The following is a 26,610-nucleotide window of genomic DNA, read 5'->3' as shown; positions in this document are numbered from 1 at the left end:
TTATCGCTTTATCCTTATGAGGTTCAACCTGTCAAGCAAGCTTCGTACAGCGTTCCGTGCGCCTGCCAACCACCACCCTTCGCGAATGTGAAGCGGAATCAGCCCTTGACCGATCCGACCAGTACACCTTTGACGAAATATTTTTGCAAGAACGGATAAACGAGAACGATCGGCAGCGTCGCCAAAATAATGGAAGCCGCCTGAATGGACTGCGGCGAGACGTTGAGCGAAGCATCGACATTCGTCCGAAGGAACGCGTCTGTCGATGAGACGAACAGCTCCTTCAAATATAGCTGCAGCGGCTTCAAATCAGCCGAGTTGATATAGATGAGCGACGTGAAATAATCGTTCCAGAACGTAACGGCATAGAACAGCCCGATAGTGGCTAGTACGGGCAGCGACAGCGGCAGCATAATACGCCATAGAATCGTCATATTGCTGGCACCGTCAATTTTGGCCGATTCCTCCAAGCTGTCCGGCAAGCTTTCGAAATAATTTTTAATAATCAGCATGTTGTACACGTTGATCATGAAGGGCAGGAAGAGCACCGGCAGCTTATCGATTAAGTGAAGGGTGTGCATGAGCAGATAGGTCGGGATTAATCCTCCGCTGAACAGCATCGTGAACAAGTAGACGATGATAAACCATCTGCGGCCTCTCAGCCTGGGCTTAGAGAGCGGATAAGCGGCCAGCGTCGTCATGAATAAGGCAAGCAGAGACCCGATGGCGGTGACGGTGACCGAAACGGTGAAAGCGTTCAAGAACAGACTGTTGCTAGCCACATACTTGTACGTCCCGACTTGGAAGTCGATGGGATACAGCGTGACCATACCCGATACGACCGCCGATTCACCGCTCAAGGACTTGGCGATCAAATTAATGAACGGGAAGATCGTCGAGAGTCCGAGCAGTACGAAAAACACGTAATTGATTATGGCAAAAACCTTCTCGCCCGGAGACGACCGGATAACGCCGGAGTTTCGTGTCCGTGCGGATTGTACAGCGCGATTCGTTTGCATGCGTACATGACCTCCTTCCTCTCTTCACCAGAGACCGCGACCGAAAAATTTGCGTGCCAGCCCATTTCCAGAAAGAATCAAAATAAAGGCGACAACCGATTCGAAAACGCCGACAGCCGTCGAGAAGCTGTAATCTTGATCGCCTAAACCGACCCTGTACACATAGGTGCCGATCACATCCGCAACGTTATAAACGCTGGGGTTGTACATCACGAGCACTTGCTCCGTACCCGCTTCCAGGACATAGCCCAGACGGAGAATGAACATCAGCAGAATGATCGGCATAAGACCGGGGAGCGTGATATGCACGATTTGCTTCCATTTGTTGGCGCCGTCGATTTTGGCCGATTCATACAGGCCCGGATCAATGCCGGCCAGTGCTGCCAAATAAATAATCGTATTCCAGCCGGTTTCCTTCCACCCGGCGGAAGACACGAGCACGGAACGGAAGATGTCGCTGTCCAGAAAAAAGCGAACCGGTTCGCCGCCCATCGCGACGATCATTTTGTTTACGATTCCCCCATTGGTGGAGAGCAGGTCGATGAACAACCCGCTGACGATTACCCACGATAAGAAATGGGGCAAATAAATTACGGTTTGCACACTTCGTTTGAAGGCCATATTCTTCAACTCGTTGAGCAGGATGGCCACGATGATGGGCAGCGGGAACAGAAACAAGATTTTATAAACCGAAATGGCCAGCGTATTCTGAAACACTTGCATGAAGCTATCGGATGAGAGCAGCTTCTCAAAATGTTTCCACCCGACCCATGGACTTGATGCCATGCCTTCAAATATGTTGAAATCCTTGAAAGCAATAATAATTCCGTACATAGGCGTGTACTTGAACAGCAGCAGAAAGGCCAGTCCGGGAATCAGGGCCAGATACAAATCCCAATCTTTCCGGATATCCACCCATAATTGCTTGCCATAGCTCTTCTTCGCATTCGGATTCGGATTCGGATGCATGTCGGACCTCCATCTCTCAGGCTGCCTTGCCTTCTTTACTTTCTTCTATAGATTTAGTGTAGCATCCGGCGTTTTTTTGCGAATTAGAGTAATATTACTTGTTTTGGTACTTTCATAACTTCTCGCTGTGAATCCTTGCCGGACAAGCCAAAAACCCCGCCTCATCCAAGGCAGGGTTCTGTTAAAGTTCAGCTGCGCACTTCCCCGGGAGTGACCCCCCAATATTTGCGGAACACTCTCGTGAAGTAGCTCACGTCCCGGTAGCCGACGGCAGCGGCGGCATCATACACCCGGACGCCTTCCTGCAGCGTGGCCTTGGCCCGTTCCATTTTTCTTTCCATGACATAGGTTGAGAAAGCTTTGCCCGTCTCTTGTTTAAACAAACGGCTCAAGTAGGAGGAGTTCACATACAGCCGATCAGCCACGGCGTGCAGCGTCATCTCCTGATCGATTTCATTCTCGACAAGGCTCAGAATCGTTTTGATCATGTCGTGGCTCGTCGATTTTCTGCGCTGGGACGCATAGGCCAGGTAGGCTTTGACCATGCGCTGCAGCCAGAACAGGATTTGATCCTTGGCGATCAGCTCCCGGCGATTATTGAAAAACACATAATCCTCTCCGGCCACCTCCCGCACAGGCCATCCTTGCTTCTGAATCATACGGACGAACAGGCTTTCGAAATACAGAATATGTTCATGGATCTCCTCGAGCGTATCCGCTTGGGCCATCCCGCCTTCCCACAGCGCATGCAGCGTCTCAGCAGCCTTGTCCCCTTCCCCGGTTTCCAGCGCGATCTCCAGCGCCTTCTCCAGATTCGGCTGCAGCTGGAGCTCGGGCTCCCTGCCCTGCTCTTCCCGGTAGGGAATCGCCAGGTCATGCCCCAGTATGATCCGGTTTTGCAATGCCCGCACAGCTTGTACGTACAGCTTGTTCAAATCCTCGCATCCGCCTGTCGTTCCGCTGATGCCTGCGCTGGCCGTAAGACGAAGGCAGCTCAGGACAGTGAACAGCAGCTTCTCGGTCATCACATTGACTTTCTGCAGCGCTTCCTTCGGATCGTCCTGACCGGAAAGCTTGAAGACGACGACCGTGTATCCCGCGTAATCGGAGACAACCCAGCAGGGCGTTGTTTGCAGGTATTCCTTCACGATGCTGCCCAGCGAGAATTGAAGCAGGGAGACATCCTTTCTGCTGAATCGGGTTTCCGACTCTGAGAGCGGGTCCATGTCGATTACGGCAACCGCGAATTGCGCATCCTGCCCCACATCCATTTGCAAATATTTGCTCCGCTGCTCAATTTCCCATAGCTCGAACTTCCCCTTCAGCCAGCCCTGCATAAAGTCATTGACCAAATACGGCAGATGCTGCATCCACCGCTGCTTCAGCTCCTCTGCGTTGTGGCGCTGCTCCAGCTCCGTTCGCAGCTTCTCGGCCGCTGCCAGCACCGCCTCCATAATCTCTTCGTCCCCGGCGGGCTTCAGCAAATATTTCATGACTCCTAGCGACATCGCCTCCTGCGCGTAAGCAAAATCGTCATGTCCGCTGAGCACGATCATTTTCAATAATGGATCGGTCCGGCGGAGCTGCCGGGCCAGCGCCAATCCATCCATCTCCGGCATTTGCACATCAAGCAGCACAATGTCCGGCTTCTTCCGGTCGATCAGCCGCAGCGCCTCTACGCCATTCCCGGCTTGACCTACGACTTCAATGCCATGCTGCTCCCAAGGAATATTGTTCGCGAGCGCGTTCCTTAAGCGGACTTCGTCTTCTACGATCAGTAAATTCATAGCTGGAACTCCTTTAAGGTTGTGATGAGTTACGATCCTCTTTCTCTTCAAGGATTTGTTTTTCCTGCATATAGTTCAGAATTGCCGCCATTTGGGCGAAAGCGGCCTTCAGCTGTTCATGCACCGCAGGATGCACCTCCGCTTCCTTCCGTCCGGACAGCCACTCGCTAAGCTCGAATATTCGAGCTGCCCATAAGCCATCGGTCCCCCGATCCAAACCTTCATCAGCTCGACTGGCGGTCAAGAGATCGTTCAGCCGCCCGATGAGGACGGCAGCGGCTTCATCGCTTATGCCGCTTCGCGGGATATAAGACTGCTCCACATCCTTCACGACGGCGGCCAACAAAGCCCGGATCGCCCGGCGAGGATACACGCCAGGCGATATCGCCTTGTCTCTCCAGGGACCTAGCCGTAAGGCGCGATTCGCTTCGCTCGTGGCCTGTCCGAAGGCGAAGATGACCGTCCCCTCGTCCAAATCGCGTGCGGCTAGCACCTGCTCAATCGTCTCCAGCGTTCCCATGCGGGCATACATCGGATAAATCCCCGTATAAACCAAGTTTCCCGGGTTCAATTGAGCTTTATGCGCCACGAATGAAGCCCGGACGTCCTCCGTACTTGCATAATAAGACTGTGGAATCACGACGTCCACGCAAGCGGACCATTGACCGATCTTGTCCGACTCCGCCCCAGGCTCCGGCGTGGCCGAAACGATCGTGTGCGGGCGGACGGATTTCAACGTCCGGTACATGTCGCTCATGAAGCTGTCCTCGATGTCCGCCAGCCATTGCGACCAAACCATGGCCATGTCCGGCTGCTCCCGGGCATCGATATCCTTCGGATCAACGCCATGCTCTTTCTCAAATGCACGCCTGGCATGAGAGCTGAAGCAATAGCTGTCATCCGGGTTGTTGTCCGCCGCATGCGGCAGCCGGATAAAATCGACATTCACGCCTGCGATCTCATACCCCGTGATGATTTCAACCATGATGGCCATCAAGTAAGCGCGAACGTTCGGGTTCGTAATGTCCAGCCAGTAATATCCGGTTCCAGGCTGCGGCTGCGGTCTGTCAGCACCGCATTGGCGCCTCGCGAGCGCCCCCCACTCCGGGTAAACGCGCAGCACAGGGCCTCCGGTCGGATGTATGCCGACCATGAAGCCGTCCAGCCAAGCATGGAGAGCGATGCCTCGTTTCCGCGACTCAACGGCAAAAACATGTAAAGGATCCCACCCCAGGAAGGAAGGATGCTGATTCTCCACCCCGTACCCAGCGGCTGCGGTGCTGGGATAAATCGTATAGCCCCAAAACCATGTCTCCAAGTACAGCTCGTTGAAGCCGGCTTCCAGCATCCTGTCGAGCGTTCGGCAAACTTCGGCACCGCTTTGCTCTGTCGGCCGGTACCATACGCCCCTCGCTTCCGCCGCCCGACTGGGAAGCGCGAGCAAGTAGCTGTCCAGAGCTTCGTTCCTTGCTTGCAGAGCTGCTTCACGGCTGTCACGGCTGTCACGGCTGCTTGCCAGACCGGCCGCATATAATTGTTTCGCCTGGGCGAGCAGCTTGGCAGCCGCATCCGATCGGCTTCTTGCCATATCCAAAGGGGCGCGGACGTAATCTTGCCAATTGCGTTCAATCGTATGCTGCGCAAGGATGAGCTGCTGTTCCGCTTGCCCGATCCATCGTTCGATCTCCCCTACCGCCAACTTACACGCCTCCCATCGCCTGTATTTGAAATCTAACATATCACAACGTCTGGCGGCCCGACAGAGGACTTCCGTGACTTCCTTTGGTACTTTCTTATGCAAAAAAAGCTGCCGCCACAGTCATCAGCGACTATGGAGACAGCTTCTTCCGTATGATTATTTCCTGTAATCCAGCATGGACAAGATGAGCGTAACGGCTTCCGCCCGGGTCGTGGGGTCATTCGGAACGAAAACATTTCCGTCTCTGCCTTGAACGAGCTTGGCTTCACGGGCAGCCGCTATCGAAGCCACCGCCCAATCCGGAATGTCCGAATCATCGCTAAATCCGGGTGCCGACGCGGTATTCAAGCTTAATTCCAGCGACCTCGCGATCATCACTGTAATTTCCGCACGCGTGATTTGCCGTTCCGCACGGAACGTGCCGTCTTCATAGCCGTTCACAACGGATTGCCGAACCGCTGCATTGATGCTCGGTCTCGCCCACTCGGGGATGCCGGCGTGATCGGCGAAGCCCGGCTGGGCGCTATCGCCGGTATCCCAGTGCTGCGCTCTGGCCAGCATGGCGGCGAACTCCGCGCGTGTAACATGCCCCTCAGGCTGGAAGGAGCCGTCCTCATAGCCGTCTACAAACCCGAGCTTCGCCGCCCTCTCGATGGCTGCCTTCGCCCAGTGCCCGGCAATATCGGTGAAGGCGCGCGGAGCGATCTCTGCGGCGGCCAGCGTTCCCGGCTTCAGCTGATTGGAGACGATCCGGCTGTTAACAAGCTTCACCGCCGTGAGCTCCATGGAAGCCTTCCCTGCGCCGGCCGCTTTGAAGATCAGCGTGCACAGCGTCACTTCGCCGCTCTCGCCCGGCACATTGCCCATCTTGGTACTGGCGAATTGCACAAGGTTTTTCTTCTGAATCGCAGGCACGGAGAAGCCCTCGATGGCGCTCTTCGCCGATACGAATTTTAATTGTGTCTCATCATAGGACAGATTGACTTCATAAGCATACACATCCTGCAAGTTCTTTCCTTTGACCGTAACCGTCACTTCATCGCCGGCTGCCGGCTTGTCATTGGACAGCGTCAACGAGAAGGCGGGCGTCTCAGCCGCAAACGCCGTTAAGGGAAGCAGCGGGATGAGGAGCAGCAGCGTTACAACATAGATCGTTAACAGCTTACGTTTCATATCCCCCATCCTCACTCCAATATTTTTTTGGCAATCGCCACGAGGTCGACAATGTCAATCAAGCCGTTGCCGTCATAGTCCGCCGTTCGGATGGTGCTCCAATCCGGATGCGATTGATCCATGCCGTAATGTGCGGCTGCGAAAGCGAGGTCGCTGATCGAGTACCGGTTGTCATGGTTCGAATCGCCTGGCAAGCCTTGCGGAACGGTCACTTCCACGTTCACGCTCGATGGGGCTGCTGCATATTCGTGCCCTTCGGCATCACCCAAGGTGGCGCCGGTAACGGCAATCGAACCGGTCGAGGTGTCCGTAATCGGCTTCGCCCGCAAGTTCAGCTCGATGTACACTTGGTCGCTCGATATGGCATGGGCTATCCCTTCGCTGACGACGATCAAACGGATGTCGCCCGTCGCCTGAGATGAACCGGTGTGCACGATCTTCACGCCGTCCGCCGTCGATCTTGCATCCACGAATTCATACAGGCTTGGGTCATAACGGTACGATAAATCCTGTGCCAGTACGGGCTGCCCGACATGAGCTAAACCGAAACGCAGCGTGAAGCTCTCGCCTGGACCCACATTCGGAGGCCCGGTCAGCGTTGTAACGGTGCCTTGACCTGTCTCTTCCCGAACAAGAACCTGCGCTGTCACGGTCTGCCCGCCATACTGCGCCGTCAGCGTCGTGCTGCCGGCTCTCAGGCCCTTCACGACGCCATGGCCGTCGATTGATGCGATGCTTTCATCAGCTACGGTGAACACCGTGTCTGCGGTGACAGTTCTCACCGTTCCGGAAGGACTGTAAGTGGCTGTTACCACCGTTTGATGGCTTTCCCCAGCTTCCAGACTGTATTCGGCTTGATCCAGACCAATCGTGAATGTTTCCGGTTGAACCGATTTCTTGAGCGTAAACTGATCAACCAACCGCCCGCCTACCGTTTTGGTGACGACCGTCATTTCATCGCCCTGAATGTCCACAGCCGCATACATTTGCGTATTCTCCGCATCCGTCACCTTCTGCCAGTCTCTTGCGGTCAGCGAGTAAAACTTGGGTCCGGTGGAGCCTGCGACCATATAAGTCGTTCCTTGACCTTCGGCAACCGCATGGCCGTCCTTCATCGGGAACGTGCGCAAATAGATGTGATCGTGTCCATTAATGCCCAGATCCACTTTGAACTCGTCGAACACCGGCACCCACTGCTCGCGCACGATCGCCGTATCATAGATGCTGCCGTACGGTCCGCGGTGGAAAGCAACGACCTTCCACTTCTTCGTTGTCTTCGCCAAATCTTGGCGCAGCCATTCCTTCTGCTCTTCGTACGCATATTCGCTGTTCAGCACGACGAAGTGCATATCCTTATAGTCAAAAGAGAAATTCGTTCCTTTCAGCGTGCTGACGCCATTGCCGGGCTGGTGAAAATGGGCCAGGAAATCGTTGTTTTCCCGCATCCCCATCACTTCGTGATTCCCGATCAGCGCCACGAGCGTCGAATTCATCAGCTTCTCCTGCGCAGCCCCGAACCACATGTTCCACTCGCTCTCCTTAAAGCCGCTGTCGATCATATCGCCGGCATGCACCATGAATTCCGCATCCGGATGTTCTTCGAAAGCTCGGTTAACGGTGTTCCCCCACAGCTTGTAGCCATTCAAATCCGCCGCTTGCGAATCCGCGAAATACAGAAACTTGGTATGGTCGCCTTGAGCCGCAGCCGTACGGAACGTCCCCTGAGCGCTCACATTCCCGCTGCCGTCGCCGACCCGGTACACATATGAAGTATCGGCCTCCAGACCGCTCGCCACCGCCTTGTGAACACGAACCGTGCCTAGATCGTACGTTGAATACACGTAACTGTCCCCGTTAAACTTCTGCACATGGTCTTGCGAGAAACCGGCGAATTCAGCCGCTTTCACGACTTCCACAACGGACGGCTCAATGCCCGGGTGCGTATGCCATGCGATATATCTCGATGTCGCCGGGTCATCGCCCATCGTTACGCTGATATTGAACGGGGCCGGCGTACCGCCCAGCGGCGATACCTTGAAGTTCATGACGGAGCTGAACATTTGCCCTTTGACCGCTTGCAGCTTGTATTCTTTCACATTCGAAGTCAATACCGGCGTTTCCAGCATCCCTTGTGCATCGGTCATGCCAATTTCCGCCCCGTCGGCAAGCAATTTCGCCCCTTCCACCGCCTGCCCCTGCTCATCTTTCACTGTAAATTCGGTTGTGTAGCCTTGAACGACGCCGAACTCATCCCAGCCCAGTGACAAATGCTGCTTGATCACAGCCGTTACCGGCAATCCGAAGAAAGCGAAAGGCGTCTCGCCCGTATCCGTGAATCTGATCGCACCGGAACGGAAGGCAATCTCATGCGTACCTGCCGCATCCGGCTTCACCCGGAAAGAGATTTGACCGAGCCAATCTTCATCTCCCAGCGCTGCAGCCTGCAATCCCGTCCATGTTAGACGTACGGTGCCTCCGACCCGATCGATGGTCGATTGCCACATGGAGTCGTCCAGCTTTGCACCTTTGATTGCTTGCAGCCCCTCAATTTTCGCGGGATCGAAAGCAAATTCGATCTGACCGTCACGAATGTTCGAGGCCTTGACACCTTTCAGGTCAACCGTATACGTATTGCCCGCATACGTTTCTTGCGGAGCTTCATACACGATTTTGGGCGCGCCTGTCTCGACCGTGAATGTCCATTCCTTCGTCGTCTGGTTGCCGGACAAATCTTTGATCTGCAGCTTCGCTTGATGAACGCCGTCCGCGAGAGGCACTTCCGGCGTATGCCAAATGCGGCCCTCCGGCGGATACAGTGCATGGGATATCAAAGCACCGTCCAGATACAACCTTATTTTGTCCTGATCGATCAGCGTAGTTCCCGGATGCGTTTCGTGATTGTAGCCGTAATCCTCACCGTACGCGCGGATCATAGGAGTATTCGTATGCACGACGGCACCTTCGGCAGGCGATAGGTTCGTGATGACCGGCGGATCCATATCGTCCTTGGCAGGTCCGTACAGCGCGCGGATCTGATCGACATAGATGACTCCGGCATCCTTCTTGGCCGCCTGCGTCTCCATATAGCGGACCGGCATATCGATCGTGAGCGGAAGCGTCCTGCCTTTCGGCACGACGGCCTCCACGTATTTCCATCCCGTCCAATTCACTCCGATATTCTGGTCCGTGAAGTCGATCGGAATGGCCCCGTTCACATCCCTGAGCTGGGCTCTCAGCCAGTGCGTGCGTCCGTCGCCGTACACCCACATGCTGATTTTCTCCGGGTATCCTGGGATTTGGATGCGTGAAGCGACGTCCTTGACAGTCAGATATGCGCCGGATGTCCCCGGTTTGCCCGTAAAATCATACTCCAGCTTCAGCGCTTTGCCGCCGAATCTGACGAATTCCTCATTCGTTTCAATACTTGCAACGCTCTTAACCGCTTGTGCGGAGGAGCTGACAAGATAATTGCCCAGCCCGTTCTCGAAATCTTCAAGAATAACAGGCGGAAGGCCTACGTTAACGTCCATTGATGTCTCCACTCCGTGATAGCTTGCGTAAATTTTTCCGTTTTTTTCCGTTTCATTCGTTGCGGTGAAAGTGCCGCTTGCGTCGATTGTGCCGATCGGTCCTTCTACGCGCCAGCTCAATTGGCTGTTATCCGCCCGCACAACTTGACCGTCCCGCAATGCAATAACGGAGAGAACCGCAGATTTGCCCGAAGCGAACGTTTGCACTGCATCGGGAAATTTCAATTGTGTCAGCTCATCAACCACCTCGACATTCGCTTTCCCGGCTTCCAGACCGGAACCGCTTACGGTCAATTCGGATATCCCCGGCGCGGTTCCGGCCGTAAATTTGCCTGTGCCGTCGATCGTACCGCTCATCGGATCCATTCGCCAGCTGCGCTCACCCGCATAAGCAGCCGGATGTCCGGCATTATCCACCGCGTAGGACTGGAAGCTGACGCTCGAACCGGCCAGCACGCGCTCGAAATTCGGCTGTACAACCAGCTTGGACGCCGCCCCCTCGGGAGCCTTGTTGACGAGCAGCAGCCCGTTCGCGGTTTTTCTTTCCCCGCCGTCCGAAGGCCGGTTCATGACTTGGCGCGCCGTCTGTCCCGGAAGCTTCACCACGACGGTCGAGGAGCCGCCGCCATCGAGGTTGAGCGCCTGCACGACGCCGAGGCTCTTCATCAATTGTCCCAGCTCCTGAAGCTGTACGCCTTCGCTGAACCCCGGCGCACGGCCGTCGACCTCGAACATCACGATCGTACCGTCCGCCTTGACTCCGATGGCGGAACGCGGATGTACGGCGGTATCGCTGTTCGGCTGAACGATGCCGTCCTTGACCAGCAGCTCCGAGCCGCCGATGACCAGTTGCGCATTGCGCCAAGCGGCTTCCAATACGAAGCTGGCGCTCAGCTCGTCGCCGACTTGAAGACCGGCCAGAATAGCTCTGGAATTGCCTGCCGCCGATAAAACGACTTGGCCGGCCGTCAGCGCAGAATTCCCGCGGTCCTTACGAATTTCGGCGACTTGGAGCTTCATCGTCTGGCCGCTCTTCACATCGCCTTCGACGATGTCGAGCACAACCTCGTCGCCAAGTTCATTCGTCATGGTCGAAGTGTAATAATCTACCGTATACAGCACCAGCGCATCCGTGCTGCGCAAGCGGTTAATATGCGTAATGCTCGACGTCTTCCCCTTGATGGTCACGGTTCTCGTCAATTTGGGACTCGGGCCGAATAGCGTCGTCCCGTCATGGTTTAAAGCGAAGGCAAACCAGTCGCTGGGCGGACTCGTCAAGATGCGGCCGTCCCCCATGAACATGCCTAGCGGAATACCGTTCGCCAGATCGTAGAAATCTCCGTTAATTCCCGCAATAACGCGATTACCGGTTCGATCGGCGTCGCTAGCCATTTGAGACAACCCCTGCATCCCGTATACTTTGCCGTTCGTTGTGCCCGGCTGCAAATCCAAATCCCCGCTCTGCGGATTGAATTCAATCGTATGTATTTTCTCCAACCCGCGGTCCAGCTTCATATCGTACCAATTGTATACGGCGCCTGGGGCTATGTCCATCTGCCGCGAATCGATCACTTGGCTCACCGCAGCAGGCTCAGCCCCCGAAGCGGCTCCAGATGGAAGGAGCATGGAGAGTACCGAGACGCCGCATAGCCAGACGGAAAGTTTCCTGCGAAGCTTTATCATCCTTGAAGCCTCCTGTTTACGAGTCCGCCCCTCCCCCACAGGGAAAGAGGCGGCATGTGTCTAACCTTATTCCACAATTTTACTTGCGATAGCGGCCAGGTCGGCAATATCGATCATACCGTTGCCGTCGTAGTCAGCCGCCTTGATCCGATTCCAGTCGGGGCTTGTGCTGTCCTTGCCGTAATGAGCTGCGGCGAACGACAGATCGCCTATGCTGTAACGGTTATCGCCATTGGCGTCTCCCGGCTTGCCAGGCGGCGGAACGACAACTTCGATCCGGGCGGATGCCGGACGCGCCGCAATCTCTCTGCCTTGGCTGTCGCCTAACAGGACATTCGAGACCGCAACCGTTCCGGACGTTGTTTGCTCAAGCGCTTTGGCTTGGAAGGCCAGCTGCACCAGTTCGACATTGCCGCTAATCGCGCTTCCCGCGCCTTGGCTGGCCAAGATCAGCCTTATTGTGCCTGGAGCTGACTTCTCAGACACGATCTCGACGCCGCTGCGGAGCGAGACGGATGATACATAATCCATAACGGCTGCATCGTATTCAACCGTAATGTCCTCAGCATAGACGCCGGATGTCACATTATGAAGCCCAACATTTACTGTAAACGGCTGTCCCTTGGTCACGCTGATAGGTGCCGACAAGACGGCGGCGGGCTCCTCGTTATAGACGCGCACCTGCACGGTCTCCGCTGCCGTTAATGCGCCATAAGTGGCTGTAATGACACTGGAACCCTCCTTCAGCGCCGTAATTAAGCCGCTTGACGAGATCACCGCCACATCGGTTTGCGAGCTGCCGAACTGCGAGTAGCCCGTCACATCCACCGGTTCAGCGTGTTCGGCGTCATACGCCATCACTCTCGCCTGCTTCGTTGCGCCTGCGGCAAGCTCGCCGATCGGCTCCAGCTCGATCCGTTTCCGGCTCTCGCCTAACGTGACGTAGCTGCTCGGTTCACTCTCGTTATGCACACGGTCTACGGCAGTGACCGCATAGGTGAACTGCTGCCCCGCAGCTGCGGCGGTATCGGTGTAGCGCTGCACATCGCCCGGCTGTTTGCGGACTATAGCGGCGATGTGGGAAGGCTGATCGATACTGCCTCCCTCGCTGCCATCGAATCTGTATACGACGTAATACGCTGCTTCGCCGTCCGCTTCGACGCTCCAGGTAAGCTCGGCGCCATTCGTACCTCGCACAGCGGAGATCAATGCCGGTTTCCCTGGCGCAGCAGCATCGATCCAGGGCATCGCCGGAATCAATGCAGGCAGCTTGTAGCTGTCCGTTGTCAGGCGGTCTTTGATGCCCAGCGGATTTCTGAGCAGGTCCTTCGTGCTGAAATGCATGCTTCCCTTAACGTCTGCAAAGTTCCGGTTGTATGTCAACTGATTCGGCAGCTCGTCGGGAAGCGCCCATGCCTCATTGTTCGCATCGATTTTGTAAACCGCGTGGCCGATATACAAATGCACGTTGGTCCCCTGTGTTTCTCGGGTCCACCAGTCGATCAGCTTCTCGTAAGCCGCCGCCGTAAAGCCGAAATTCCAATAAATTTGCGGCGTCATATAGTCGATCCAGCCTTGCTTGATCCAGGTCCGCGTGTCCGCATACAAATCATCGTAATTACGCTGGCCGGCTGTCGTATCGGAGCCCGTCGGATCGTCGGCAATATTGCGCCATACCCCGAACGGCGAGATGCCGAACTTCACGTAGCTTTTCTTGTGTTTAATCGCGACGGACAGTTCATGCACCAATTTGTTCACGTTGTCCCTACGCCAGTCTCCTTTGTTCGTGAAGCCTGTTCCGTATGTTTGATAGGTGGCATTGTCAGGGAAATCTTGGCCGTCTACCACATAAGGATAGAAATAGTCATCCATATGAACAGCGTCGATATCATAGCCATTCACTACTTCCATAATGCTGCCGATGACAAAATCTTTCACAGCCGGCACGCCCGGATTGTAGTAGAGCTTGCCGCCGTAGCTGACAACCCAATCGGGATGCTGTCTTGCCGGATGATTCGCAACCAAATTCCCGATATTATCCTTCATGGAGACCCGGTACGGATTGAACCAGGCATGGAACTCCATATTGCGCTTGTGCGCTTCCTCAATCATAAAAGCCAGCGGGTCATAGCCGGGATTCTGTCCCTGCACTCCCGTCAAATACTCGGACCACGGGCCGTACTCAGACGGATAGAAGCTATCCGCTGTCGGCTTCACTTGAACGACTACGGCATTCATGCCCGTTGCGGCCAATTGGTCCAGCATGGCGGAGAAGGACTGTTTCTGCGCTTCCGGTGTCACAACGCCCTTCTGCGGCCAGTCGATATTGTCCACGGAGGCGATCCATGCCGCTCTCAGCTCGCGTTTCGGCGCCGATGCCGGCTGATTGACAACGATCGTGAAATAATCCGTTTTGCCTTCGAACGAAGCTGTAATCATCGTAAAACCTACTTTCAAGGCGCTTACATTCCCTGTTTCGTCAACCGCTGCGACAGCAGGGTTGCTGCTCTTGAACGTTACGCCGCTCGTCAGCTCGACCGGATCCGGCGTCAAGCTGTACTGCGCCGTCACGCGAGGGTGCTGCGTATCACCGATTATCATGGCGCTCAGCCCCTGAATCTCGATGCTTTGCAGAACGGCGATAGGGTTCGTGACGACAAGCTCATAACCGGCTGTTTTACCTCCGTATGCGGCAGTAATCGTCGTCTGACCGGCCTTCATCGCCGTCACCTTGCCGATCGCATCGACGGTTGCCACATCCGTGGCACTGCTGCTGAAAGTAACTTCGCTAACCGGCAGCTCAACCGGGTTCGCCTCACCGGCATACGTCGCGAACACCTTCGACTGCTTCGACTGACCTTTCTCCATCGGCGTCAGTCCTGCGATCTCCAAGCGTTCAACCACAGGTGCCTCTGCGGTGACTTTCAGCTCATACACTGCAGGCGGCGCGCTTCCATATAGCGCCGTAATCGTCGTGCTGCCTGCCTTCAGTGCCTTCACTGCACCTTGGGCATTCACGGCTGCAACGCCAGGATCGCTGCTGTAGAAAGTTAGGCCGCTTCGCACCGTCACAGGCGCCGTGCTGCCGGAATACGTTGCCTGGACGACCGATTGCTTGCTTTCGCCAATCACCATCGGCGTCAAACCGGACAGCCCCAGCTCGAACACATCCGTGTTCGCATACAAAGCCGTTACTTGATCGATGTAAAGGGTTCCCCCGTTTTTGTTCGTGTCGCTCGTCTCCACCAGGTAAATTTGATTCAATCGAATCGGCGGCTTCAAATTCGCAGGCAGATCGATCGTGACATATTTCCACCCGAGCCAATTCAGCCCGCCGACCAGCGTGAAATCGATCGTCGGCTTCGTGCCGGCGGAATCCTGCAGCATAGCGCGCAGCCAATGCTTCTGACCGTCGCCGTATACCCACACGCCAAGCTTTCGTGGATCCCCTTCCAGAATGCGGCCTGTGCCGCCAAGCTCGTCTTTGAAGTTCAAATAGGCTGCAGATGTGCCTGTCGTTCCCGTAAAGTCATACGTGAATTTCCCGGCGAATGTGCCGGCTTGCACAGGTTCAGGTCTGTTGGCCTTCGTGAACTGGACCGAGTTCGGAACTGCACGCACACTGGACGCTGCAAGATCGCTCGTGTTCTCGAAATCTTCGACCACAACCGAAGGCTTGCCGACGACTACGGCCGCCTCCCCGCTTGCTCCGCCTGCCCCGCCTGTAGAAACCGACACCTTACCGACCGCCGCCGTACTCGATGCTGTCAATTGACCTGCGGAAGAGACGGTGCCGATCCCGCCGGTTTGGCTCCAGACGAGCCCTTCTGCAGGAACCGCCATTTCGCTGCCGCTTCCGTCATACCCTTTGACGGTATAAGCTTGCGTTGATCCAGGTGCGATATTCGCAAATGCTGGTGAAAGTTCCAGCCTGCGGAGCACGGGGGCATTCAGATCCGAGATCTGCATGCCTTTATAATAGGCATCGAGAATTTTGTCATAGCTCCAGCCCTGCTGCCCGAGCATTTGCGCTCCGAATTGGCTCATGCCGACGCCATGTCCATTGCCGCCGCCGTAGAAGGTAACACCTGTAAGTTCGCCGCCCGTATCGCGTGCGAGATCGAAAGTCAGGAACGCCGAGTAGAGGATACTGGGGTTTTTCAGCGGTGAATTATCATAGGTTCCTGCCCCTCCCTTCGTACGGTAAGCGAGTACATCCCCGCCGCCGGTGTCCGTCTTATTGGGCCGAATCGTAAAGCGAATATTGTATTCGCGCAAAATTTTATAAGTGCCGGTGCTTCCCTCAATCACAAGCTCCATCGCGTTGCCGCCGGCCCCGCGCCTCGCAACGTACAGATTGGCAATCGTTCCGACGCCTTCTTCCGGTATCGGTTTACTCGCAAAAGCGCCGTCTTCGCCTTTCGTCAAAACAAACATCGGTTCTTGCGCATAGCGTACTTTGATGTTTTTATTCACCGTATTTTGCAGCTCGGTTCTCGTCAAACTCACTTTCCAGCGGAAATACGGGGATTCGGAATCATAGCCGGTATAAGTCAAATTTTTGTAAAAATCATTCAACGCCTGCTCATTGGACGTATCGATGCTGAGCATACTTCCGCTGTTTGCAGGATCGAACGTATAGCTGCGCCCCGTCAAATACGGAAGCGGCGTTCCCGGGAACAGATTCGTGTCGACATCCTGCCACACCTCATGCTTCGATGCTCCGTAACCGCCTGATGTCGAGTAAAATCGCGCATCGACGAGCGCATTGCCGCTCTTCATGATCTTGCCGGCAGTTGCTTGCACCGCCTGCGTCGTCAACGCGTTTTCCACTTGGTTGTTGTACACTTGGCTGAGCGTGCTGTCATCGATGTGGAAACCGAGATCGGCGAACCGGCTCGTCATATAATCCGTTAATGCGTAAGTGCGCGCTGCGACGGACTGCGCTTTCAAAGCCTCCAGACCGAATGAAGCGGGCATCTCACTAGGGACGACCTGATACAAATACTGCTCGATATCCAGCTCGTTAATAAGCCTTAGCTTCGATTTGTCGGGATTAAGGAATATTTCGAGCGTCCCCCGGTACTGAGGATTTCCCTGAGCTCGGGTAATCGACATGACCTGCAGCAGCGAATCATCGGCCGCCGGCTCGATATACAGCCGGTTTGGCGTTACTGCGATGGGCGTGCCGTTTTGTTGGACTGCGATTTCCCCGTTGGCGACGGTAAAAGATACTTGCGCACCCGCCGCAACCGGGTAGGTCTGATTAGCTGCCTTATCGGTGATCGCGAAGCCCTTGGCCGACTTGATCTCGATGGCACCGTGATTGATTTGCGTCATGTCGGTGATGTCGCTAATATTGTTGCGGATGCCGACACGCATCCGGTTCATCGGCGTTTCCCCGACGATAACGATACGCGCTGCCTTGCCGTCTTCGCCTAAATAGACGTCGACGTTCTCCGCACCGACCATGACATCGTTCAGTGTGCGTGCCACGCTCGTGTCGGCGAACTGCTGCACGACGGTCAACGTATCGCTCAAAGGGACAGTACCTTTGTAAGCCAATTCAATCGTACGGGCTGCCGCATTTTTGGCCATGATCTTCTCATGGATCGGGGCTGCCGCCGCAAGAGAACTCCCCCCTGCTTCCTCTTGTGCATACACAGCGTTTAAACCGCTTCCATAACCGGATACAATTGTGCAAACCAGCAGCATCACGGCAAGAGATGCCTGCCATCGTTTGCGTAGCGAATAGGTGTAGCCTCTCATCATTAGGCACTTCCCTTCTATGTATGTCCTTTCTCTTCAATTACCGCTTATGTTGGTTCGTGTATGCACGACTGATGACTCGCTCGATGCTAGACATGAACATCTCAGATCCCTTCGACGCGCGAAATCATGCGCGGATTGCTGCAGATTCACGCGCCGGTTCATGCGCGAATTCATACGTAGATTAATGCGTCGGTCCATGCGCGAGTCCTTACGTAGACTCATGCGTCGGTCCATGCACGAATCCATACGTAGATTCACGCGTAGCTCCAAACACCAAACCATGCGAAGATTTACGCGCAGGTACAAATGAGCATGAGACAGGGCACACCCGAGTGTCATTAGTTTCGTGAACTCCGCTAATAACCGCTGATAAATTCATCGGTAGTACACACGTCGACTCGACCCTCTCTACCTGGCTTCGCCTGACTTCGTTTCTCGCACATCACCCTTTCCCTGGAATCTCAATGCGATACTATATGTATCGCTCGCTACAGCAAAACAAGCTACCTATACTGTGAATAGCCTTTCTTCACACCTCCTCGAAAATATTGTTTCGAAATTTTAATTTCTAATGAAATTAAATTTCATCGCATATACGTTAAGTTTATCCGCAACTTTTCAATATGTACATAGCGAACCGTGACTGGTTCTGTCTGTTTTCCACCCATGAATACTGAGGAAACGTAGCGAAACCTGTCGTTACAAAATGTATCTGAGCAGCTAGGCGTAGGCCTCCTGGCAGATGCACAGTGAATATCGAGGATTAACGGAACTATGATGCGTTATTTCCGGACAAAACACCCTTTTGGCAGCTTAAGGGGAAATATGATGCCTTATGTAGATTACTTTAACCGCTGTGGCCAACTTTCTGCGCAAATAAGACATCTTATTTCCGCAAGCGCCAAATGAAAGCGATTTCAACAAAAAATAGCGGCCTGTATTTCCTCAGCGTAAACTCGCCCCCACCCGAGGACGAGAACGGGAACGCTAGCGGCGGCGCGGGACAAGGTGGCGGTAACAACGACCGGAGCGGTGAACTTTCATGAGCCAACGGGATAGTGGCTATACGCTCTCTTCCGTGAACTCACCTCTCCCCCTGAGGACGAGAACGGAATCGCTAGCTGCGGCACTAGAGGCGGCGGTGCAAGAAACGACTTCGGCTAGTGGTAGAGATCCCCGTGCTGGCCTGGGTTCGCACACCGACGACAGCCTAACGGACACAGGCGCCGCTATTCGCGCAATATACGCCGAGCTTCTGCGCTAACGGTCACCAGTGACGTTATTTGCCAATTTCGAGGCTCAACAAGCCCAAAATGGCCAAAATAGAGGCTCTGGTGTCCGTTACATTTCCGAAGCCGCCTTTTTCGGGAAATAAGGGCCGCTGTGTCCGCTAGAGAGCTCCGACACGCTCTGACACGCTTTGGCACGCTTTGGCTTTGGCACGCTTTGGCTTTGGCACGCTCCGGCACGCTCCGGTCCGGGCGGGCAGGGCGGGGCCAAGCCCGCCCCAAAACCAAAAGAAGACCGAACAGGCATCCCCCCTGTTCGGTCCTTCCGTCACTTACGGTCCATGTCCACATGAACCCGGCCGTCCTCCACGATCACTTTGTACGTTTTCACCCAAATCTTCTCGCTGAACAGCGATTTGCCGGTACGGATGTCGAACTCCCAGCCATGCCAAGGGCAACGGATGATCTCCCCCGCCTTGCCGTATTCATATTCGTAGACGCCGGACGGAAGCGTTGTGCCGGAAACGAGCCCGGCGCACATCGGCGCACCTTGATGCGGACAATAGTTGTTGATGGCATAGAAGCTGTCGCCCAACCGGTAGATGCCGATACTCTTCCCCTCGACCGTCACTACGGCATGGCCGCCATCAGGAACAGCATCCACATCCAGCACATCATGCACGGACATCGGCTCCTCCTCCTCCTCCCCCCATAAGCTAAAGTTTAAACAGATTCTTTGCGTTCTCATAAAAGATTTTGCGCTTAGCTTCCGGCTTCAACCGTCGCAAGATCATATCCGGCGAGTCGAAATCCCAATGCGGATAGTCGCTGGAATACAAAATCATATTCTCGGCATCGATCATATTGAACAGATCGATGAGATGCTGCGGATTATCCGGCTCTTCAATCGGCTGCGTCGTCAAATAGCAATGCTCCCGAATATACTGGCTGGGCAGCTTCTTCAGCCAAGGAACCGTGGAACGCAGCGCTTTGTAGTTTTTATCGAGCCTCCACATCAGATGCGGCAGCCAGGCGATGCCTCCTTCGGTAAGCACCACCTTCAACCGTGGAAACTTCTCGAATACGCCCTCGCATACCATCGAGACCAAATGCGCCATGAACATTTGGGACAAGCAGGTGTGCCATTCGATGTACCGGGACGGGTACCCGGCTGCCGTTGGCGCCGTCGAGCTGCCGCCGCCCTCGGCCCCAGGATGAATGGCAATCGGAAGCCCGTTCCGTTCAGCCGCCTCATAGATCGGGTGGTACATGCGCTGCCCCAGCGGTGCGCGGGCCGCGCTGGAGATCATCACCTCGACGATGTCGGGATGACCGCCGATCCGGTCGATTTCCCGCGCTGCCAGCAGCGGGTCCTGCGTGGCGACGGACATGGCGCCTTTGAACGCCTTGTGCCGGCCCAGCCACTCCGCGATCAGGAAATCATTGTAGGCGGAACATATGACAGCCGCATAATCCGGATCGTGCGTCGTCGAGATGTTGTAGACCACGCCGGTCAAAACACAGTACTCGACATTATAGCCTTCGAGCAGCTGCTTGATCAGAAGGTCAGGGTCTGATCCGGCCTTCCCGCCGCCCGGCGGAATGGCGTCCTTCTTCATGACGCCTACCGGCGAGTAATAGCCGGAACCGGAATAACCGATTCCGGTTGCCGCCACGCGCGACCGCCACGGCTCCGCCAGATAGGGCAGCAGCGCGCTGTCGTTCTGTTCATTATGGACGTCCACATCAATGACCTTCATCCGTTCGTCGGCCATTCGAATCCCTCCCATGCGGGGAGCACGAAGCGAGTCTTGCCCTTCATGCTCCCCTGTTGTGCCTAAGGCTTATTTCTTTCCATATGTGCGTGTGTATGCCGTATTGTACATGTTGAGCAATTCGTCAGCGCCAAGCTTTTTCGTTTGGTCGATGAATTCCTGCCATGTTTTATCGTTAATCGGCGTTTTCCCGGATACGAATTCCGTCAGCTTTTGCTCCAAATATTTATTCAGATTGTTCAGCTTCGACTTCTCCAGCTCCAGCTCTTCGCTCGTTTTGACAATTTGCTTCGGCGCCGGAATGATGAAAGACTCGTAGCTTTTGTTAATCGCTTTGCTCTTCTCGCTCAGCCCGCTTTCCCACACAGCCCGAGATTTGGCGTTATCCAGCGTAATCATGTCGTACCAGACGCCCCAATCTTTGCGCAGCGTTGTAAACGGTGAAGCGCCGAAGTCTTTGTTGTATACCGGCTTGCCGTTTTCTTTGGTATACGTCTTGCCTTCGATCCCCAAGGATAAATAATTGGAGCCTTCCTCACTGAGCAAGTAGTCGAGGAATTGCACCGCCCGGTCCTTATCTTTCACCTTCGCCGAAATCGCACGCCCCGTCGATCCTACGACCGACCGGGAGAATTGATAGTTCTTGATGCCGTCGGCCGCAAACTGCGGAATGGCATCCAGTGTGTAATCGGCGATGCCCGCTTTCCGCCCCTTGTCCATAAGCGTCTCCAAATCAGCCTTCCAGAAGAACGTAACGAGCGATTTCCCTTTCAGAATGCGCTCTTCCCATTGTGCTTGCGTAATCATGGAAAACTCAGGATCGAGCAATTTCTCATTAAACAGCTTGTTAAGGAAAATCAACGAGTCCTTATATCCTTTGTGGTAGGGAGCAAAGGCATATTTGTCTGTCGAAGGATCCACGTTGTAGAAGCCATGAATGCCGGTGAACGCCCGCCCGAACGTGGTGAATAGCCCCGTATCCCCAACGATGGCATTGTTGATCAGCGGGTACGTGTCCGGTTGTTTTTCTTTCAGCGCTTTCAGAAACTGGTAAAATTCTTCCACGGTCGTCGGCGCTTTCAAACCGAACTTATCCATCAAATCTTTGCGCGTATACCAGATGAAGTTGAAACCTTTGCCTTCCGCGTCGCCTTCGATGACCGGTACGGTATAGATGCCCCCGTCGGCTCCTGTGGCCACAGCTTTGGCTTCCGGATATTTTTCGTAGAATGCTTTCAGATTCGGAGCTTTATCCAAGTAGTCTTTCAAATTCAAGAACACCTTGTCGGGACCGTGCTGTCTTCCTTCCAGTGTATCGACCTGAATGAAATCGGTCACGGCGTTCGTCGCGATCATAATCTGCTTCTTTTCCTTCAAGCCTTCCTGGCTGACCACCTGAAATTCGATTTTCACGCCGGTCTTCGCTTCGATTTCCTTGAAAATCTCCCAGTCCTGCCGCACCTTCCCCTCCGGGCGGTCGTAAGCCAGCCAAGAGAATGTGATCGGCTTCTTGGCGTCTTCCCCTTTCTTCGTATCGCTTGCTGCCGGCGTATTTGCCGTTTCGTTCGTACAGCCGGCTGCGACGATGCCGGAGAGCATAACTGCGGATAATGCTGCTGCCACCGTTTTTCTTTTCATAGATATACCTCCCTTGGATATGGAAAAAGCTGCTTACCCTTTAATGCCGCCAATCATGGTGCCCTGTACGAAATACTTCTGAATGAATGGATATACACACAAAATAGGGAGTGTCGCGATCATGATAATGGCATATTTCATCGTCTGTAGAAGGTTCATATCCCCTTCCGCTTGAATTGTAGAGCCTGCGACCAGGATATTGCGAAGCATAATTTGCAACGGATACATCGAACGGTCGTTCAAATAAATCAATGCATCGAAGAACGCATTCCATTGGTTCACGGCCGTGAACAGGCCGATGGTCGCCATCACGGGCATCGACAGCGGCATCACGACACGCAGGAGCACCTGCAGCGAAGAACAGCCGTCTATCGTGGCCGCATCTTCCAGCTCCTCCGGCAGCGCTTCGAAGAACGTCCGCATGATGAACAAATACCATGTGCTGATCATGGTCGGCAGCACGATCGCCCAGATGCTGTTCAGCAGGCCGAGCTTCTGTACGACGAGGAACGTCGGAATCATCCCGCCGCTGAATAGCAGCGTAAACGCGGCCATCATTAGGATGAGCTTGCGGCCGGGCAGCCATTTTTTGGCCAGCGGATAAGCCATCGCAGAGGTTGTAATCAGCGTGAATACGACATGGACAACGGTATAACGGATCGTGTTCCAATAGCTGATCCATAGATCCGGATTGGCCGTCAGCTGCTTATACGCGATAAGGGTTACCTGTTTGGGCAGGAACAGCACTTCGCCGCTCGAAACCATGGCGTTGTCGCTTATAGACGCGGAGAACACGTACCACAGCGGATAAATCATCACAATCATGATCACGATCATGACCGTGTAATTAAATGCGTCGAATATCCGGGAGCCGGCCGATTGTCTGATTTTCATGCAGAATCCCCCTTCACCATAAGCTTGTCTCTGAGTATTTCTTGGCAATCCGGTTGGCGCCGATGACAAGTATGAGACCGATGACTGATTGGAACAACCCGACGGCAGTGGCAAAGCTGAAATCCGCGTCCAGGATCCCACGGCGGTATACGAATGTGTTGATGACGTCGGACGTTTCGTAGTTCATGGAGTTGTACAGCAGCAAAATTTTTTGGAAGCCGGTTTCCATGAAATGCCCCAGTGTCAGAACGAACAAAATAATCATCACAGGCACCATGCCGATAAAGGTAATGTGGCGCATTTGCTGGAAGCGGTTGGCGCCGTCCATTTTGGCCGCTTCATACAGCGTCGGATCGATCCCGGCGATGGCCGCCAAGTAGAGAATCGTTCCCCAGCCGACCTTTTGCCATATTTCCGAGGAAACATAGATGGTTCGGAACCATTCGGGCAGACCGAGAAACAGGATCGGCTCCATCCCGAACACTTTCACGAGCAGGAAGTTAATGATGCCGGTTTGCGGCGATAAGAATGTCACCAGAATCCCGGCAATGACTACCGTTGACAGAAAGTGGGGCATATAGCTGATGCTTTGTGCGATGCGTTTGAACATTTTATTCCGTAATTCATGAAACAAGATGGCCAGTAGGATCGGGGCCGGAAAATGAAACAGCAAATCGTATACATTCAGCATGACTGTGTTGCGAATGAGCTTCCACGAATCCGGGTTTACATAGAAGAATTCGATAAAATGCTTGAACCCGACAAATTTGCTGCCAAGAATTCCTTTGCCGATCGAATAATCCTGGAACGCAATGACGACTCCGTACATAGGCACATATTTGAAAATGATGTAGTATAAAATCCCAGGCAGCATTAACAAATATAGCGCTCTATGTTTCTTGACGATGTACCACATTCCTTTGCGCTGCGGCATACTGCCTCCCCCCTCCTCCTTTCGGAAGTTGATGGCCTAACTATACGAGAAGGCGCGCCGCAGCGTAAAGATCGCATAATTGCTTGACGTCTCATTTTTTGCGAAGCCTGATTTCATGCGGTTTCTGCGGGTCTCGATTGGCCTTGGAAGAAAAAATAGAGACTTCGGAAAAAATGAAGTCTCTATCTATTCAGTGATGCATCGTCCGGAATTTGGCCGGCGTGATGCCCTCGTATTTGCGAAACGTGCGAATAAACGAATTGCGGCCCCAATAGCCGACCTTCTCGGCAATGTCATCGATTTTCATATCCGTCTCCAATAGAAATTGCTTCGCCTTCATCAATCTGTACCTGGCGATGTATTCAACATACTTCTCGCCTACCGCTTCTTTGAACGTTCTGGAGAAATGCCCGTTGGACATATTCAGCTTCTCTGCAAAATATTCGATCGACAGCTCTTCATTGTAATGTGCATGGATATAGTCGAGCACTTCGGCGAACAGCTGCGTCCGCTGATCGGGCTCTTCCGTCCGGAACAGGACGGCATGACTCTCCTGGAAACAGGCTTTCAATTCCTCCCAGGTCATACAGCTGTTCATCCGCTCATACAGGCTCGAGAAGAAAGGGACATTGAAATCGTTATGCTCCGTCTCCACGGCACGAATCCACGTGTTAAGCACATCCGTACAAAAATATTTGACCTGCAGCGCCGTCGCATTGCGCCGTCTTCCATCTTCCAGCCGCTCGTAGACGAATTGCAGCAGCTTCTCATATTCCCGGGTTTTGTGCTGATTGAAAATCCGGTTCACGTCCTGCACGGCCAGGAAGCTCTCCCACTGCGTCCGGTCTGCCTCCAGCGGACCGCGGCAGATGTCTACATCCGCCTCAAGTCCCCGATTCTGCATGACCGTCAGCGCATGCTCGTACGATTCATGCAGCTGTTCGATAGCGTTCACCGGCTTCCCGATGCCGATCGTCGCTTTGAAATATTGGCTGTACGACTCCAGCACCAACCGGACGATATCCGCAGCCTCCTCCGCGCCCAAATGCAGGAAAGGGTCGTGCGCAACGACACAGGCCATGACGTCCGGCTTCGTTTGGCAGAGCCAGATAGGCGATGGCGTGGACTTCCTGATCAATTCTTTAATCTCAACGAACATGAAGGATTTCGTCGTTTCCGATAATTTGGCGTACATTTGCGAATTGTAATGAAAGGCAATCGTCAGCACGGTGCGTACCGCGTGCTTGTCATAGGTGAAACGAATTTCTTTGGCATAGAACGCGATGGAGAGCTCATCCTGGTATTCCCCCAGCAGCATTTTCGTCACGAAAAGCTCATGCATATAAGGAACCATGCCGCTCATGCGCTGCGAGAGCTCTTTGTTCTCGTCCGTAATCTCCTGAATCGGACGGTATAACCGGCGGCTTAAATAATAGGACACCAAGCTGCCGACAACGAGGAAGAAGATCAGGAATGCCCAAGAGATCATTCGCGTTATATAGGCGGGCTTCATGAGCGTACGCAGATCTGCAACCGTTACATAGTACCAAGTATCGTTAAAACGGGACTTCACTAAGGACATCGCAATTTCGTCGGTGACGAGGAACTGTGAATCGGCGGAGCTCAGGCGCGCATGCGTCTGTACCGCTTTGATCTCTTTGTCTGTGAAGCCGAACGCATTCAGAATCGTCCCTTGGGAAGAGGCGATCGCCGTCCCCGTCACCCATTTCTCCGGTATGGAAATGAGCTCTTTCAGCTTGCTCTGGTCAAAGTGCACGACCAAATACACCTCAGGATTATCCGTATTGAACGGATAGCTCATGACGGCCGATAAGCCGAGCTTGCCCGTATCGGTAACTTCCATCATTTTCTTGCCGGCGAATTGGGAAAGATAGCCGCCCTTTTGCTGCTCATCCAGCGGGTAGGTCTGGGTAAAATAGTAGGCTTTGTCCGTGTAAATATCCACATCGGCGACCAAATCGTGATTGGCGAAGTATAGGAAAACTTTCGAGACGAGCTTGTCGGATTGAAGCTTCATGAGCTGCTCCCGCAGCGTATACAACTGTTCGGCCCGCTGCTGGTTCTCCCGTGAATCGTCAATGACTCGGAGCAAGCCGGTCACATTGGACGAGCTCAGCATATTGATCATATTCGTTTTGAGCGCATCGAGAGCCGTGTCCGTCTGTTTGGAGAAATGGCTGATGACAACGTCGTTAAGCTTCTCCGCATCCTTCTCAATCGTCCGTACGACCAGCACGTGAGCCAGGAAGCTGGCGACAATGACCGGGACCATGATGACGATGAAATAGTTAGTAAAAAGCCGCCAGAATAAAGCTAACCGGAACTTGTGCACCTTCGAAATCGCTTTCACGCAAGCGCCGCCCCCCGAATACGTCTTTATTTCTATTCCCATATATTAGAATGACTATTTTTTTATACTATTGAAAAAGGTTTATGGGGTCAATAGAATTTGAAATTTTATTTTATTTTTGTAATTTTCAATAAATA

General features: G+C 54.0%; 14 protein-coding genes. 1 reads left to right on the top strand and 13 read right to left on the bottom strand.

From position 1 onward, the window contains the following. Window positions 1-98 precede the first annotated feature (98 nt). The 7 genes from J2X61_RS07655 to J2X61_RS07625 all read right to left on the bottom strand — a co-directional run bounded on the left by J2X61_RS07655 (window position 99) and on the right by J2X61_RS07625 (window position 17,632). Entirely contained in the window at window positions 99-1,019 is a 921-nt protein-coding gene (locus J2X61_RS07655; RefSeq protein WP_310187012.1) for a carbohydrate ABC transporter permease, read from the bottom strand. Between the two features lie 24 nt (window positions 1,020-1,043). Next, on the bottom strand, window positions 1,044-1,988 hold the full coding sequence (locus J2X61_RS07650) for an ABC transporter permease (RefSeq protein ID WP_310187010.1): 945 nt from the start codon (window positions 1,986-1,988) through the stop codon (window positions 1,044-1,046). Window positions 1,989-2,176: 188 nt separating this feature from the next. Continuing rightward, window positions 2,177-3,775 carry a response regulator gene (locus J2X61_RS07645; RefSeq protein WP_310187007.1) on the bottom strand — a complete coding sequence of 533 codons (1,599 nt, stop codon included), beginning with the start codon at window positions 3,773-3,775 and terminating at the stop codon, window positions 2,177-2,179. Between the two features lie 13 nt (window positions 3,776-3,788). After that, window positions 3,789-5,474, bottom strand: coding sequence for a glycoside hydrolase family 10-like protein (locus tag J2X61_RS07640; protein WP_310187005.1), 1,686 nt, complete (start codon window positions 5,472-5,474; stop codon window positions 3,789-3,791). A gap of 156 nt (window positions 5,475-5,630) precedes the next feature. After that, entirely contained in the window at window positions 5,631-6,647 is a 1,017-nt protein-coding gene (locus J2X61_RS07635; protein WP_310187002.1) for an S-layer homology domain-containing protein, read from the bottom strand. An 11-nt stretch (window positions 6,648-6,658) separates the two neighbouring features. Then, a complete protein-coding gene (locus tag J2X61_RS07630) occupies window positions 6,659-11,860 on the bottom strand; it encodes a phosphodiester glycosidase family protein (protein WP_310186999.1) in 5,202 nt (1,733 codons plus the stop codon). 66 nt (window positions 11,861-11,926) lie between these two features. After that, window positions 11,927-17,632, bottom strand: coding sequence for a family 10 glycosylhydrolase (locus J2X61_RS07625; protein WP_310186997.1), 5,706 nt, complete (start codon window positions 17,630-17,632; stop codon window positions 11,927-11,929). A gap of 1,042 nt (window positions 17,633-18,674) precedes the next feature. Between J2X61_RS07625 and J2X61_RS07620 the strand changes: the two genes are divergently transcribed. After that, the gene (locus J2X61_RS07620; RefSeq protein WP_310186995.1) at window positions 18,675-18,896 is read left to right on the top strand and encodes a hypothetical protein; all 222 of its coding nucleotides are present in this window, start codon (window positions 18,675-18,677) and stop codon (window positions 18,894-18,896) included. 293 nt (window positions 18,897-19,189) lie between these two features. On the opposite strand, the gene J2X61_RS07615 is transcribed toward J2X61_RS07620, so the two are convergent. The 6 genes from J2X61_RS07615 to J2X61_RS07590 all read right to left on the bottom strand — a co-directional run bounded on the left by J2X61_RS07615 (window position 19,190) and on the right by J2X61_RS07590 (window position 26,473). Continuing rightward, window positions 19,190-19,549, bottom strand: a complete 360-nt coding sequence (locus J2X61_RS07615; RefSeq protein ID WP_274468669.1) for a Rieske (2Fe-2S) protein — start codon at window positions 19,547-19,549, stop codon at window positions 19,190-19,192. Window positions 19,550-19,577: 28 nt separating this feature from the next. Next, a complete protein-coding gene (locus J2X61_RS07610) occupies window positions 19,578-20,636 on the bottom strand; it encodes an amidohydrolase family protein (RefSeq protein WP_310186991.1) in 1,059 nt (352 codons plus the stop codon). 69 nt (window positions 20,637-20,705) lie between these two features. Next, window positions 20,706-22,274 carry an extracellular solute-binding protein gene (locus J2X61_RS07605; protein ID WP_274468667.1) on the bottom strand — a complete coding sequence of 523 codons (1,569 nt, stop codon included), beginning with the start codon at window positions 22,272-22,274 and terminating at the stop codon, window positions 20,706-20,708. Window positions 22,275-22,307: 33 nt separating this feature from the next. Continuing rightward, window positions 22,308-23,168: a carbohydrate ABC transporter permease gene (locus J2X61_RS07600; protein ID WP_274468666.1), complete on the bottom strand. Its 861-nt coding sequence runs from the start codon at window positions 23,166-23,168 to the stop codon at window positions 22,308-22,310. A 13-nt stretch (window positions 23,169-23,181) separates the two neighbouring features. After that, entirely contained in the window at window positions 23,182-24,102 is a 921-nt protein-coding gene (locus tag J2X61_RS07595) for an ABC transporter permease (protein WP_274468665.1), read from the bottom strand. A 190-nt stretch (window positions 24,103-24,292) separates the two neighbouring features. Next, window positions 24,293-26,473: a helix-turn-helix domain-containing protein gene (locus tag J2X61_RS07590; protein ID WP_310186988.1), complete on the bottom strand. Its 2,181-nt coding sequence runs from the start codon at window positions 26,471-26,473 to the stop codon at window positions 24,293-24,295. Between the last annotated feature and the right edge of the window lie 137 nt (window positions 26,474-26,610).

The sequence above is a fragment of the Bacillus sp. 3255 genome (genome assembly GCF_031456485.1).
Taxonomy (GTDB): domain Bacteria; phylum Bacillota; class Bacilli; order Paenibacillales; family NBRC-103111; genus Paenibacillus_E.
The sequence above is the reverse complement of the archived record's forward strand: the minus strand, read 5'-3'. Positions and strand labels throughout refer to the sequence as shown.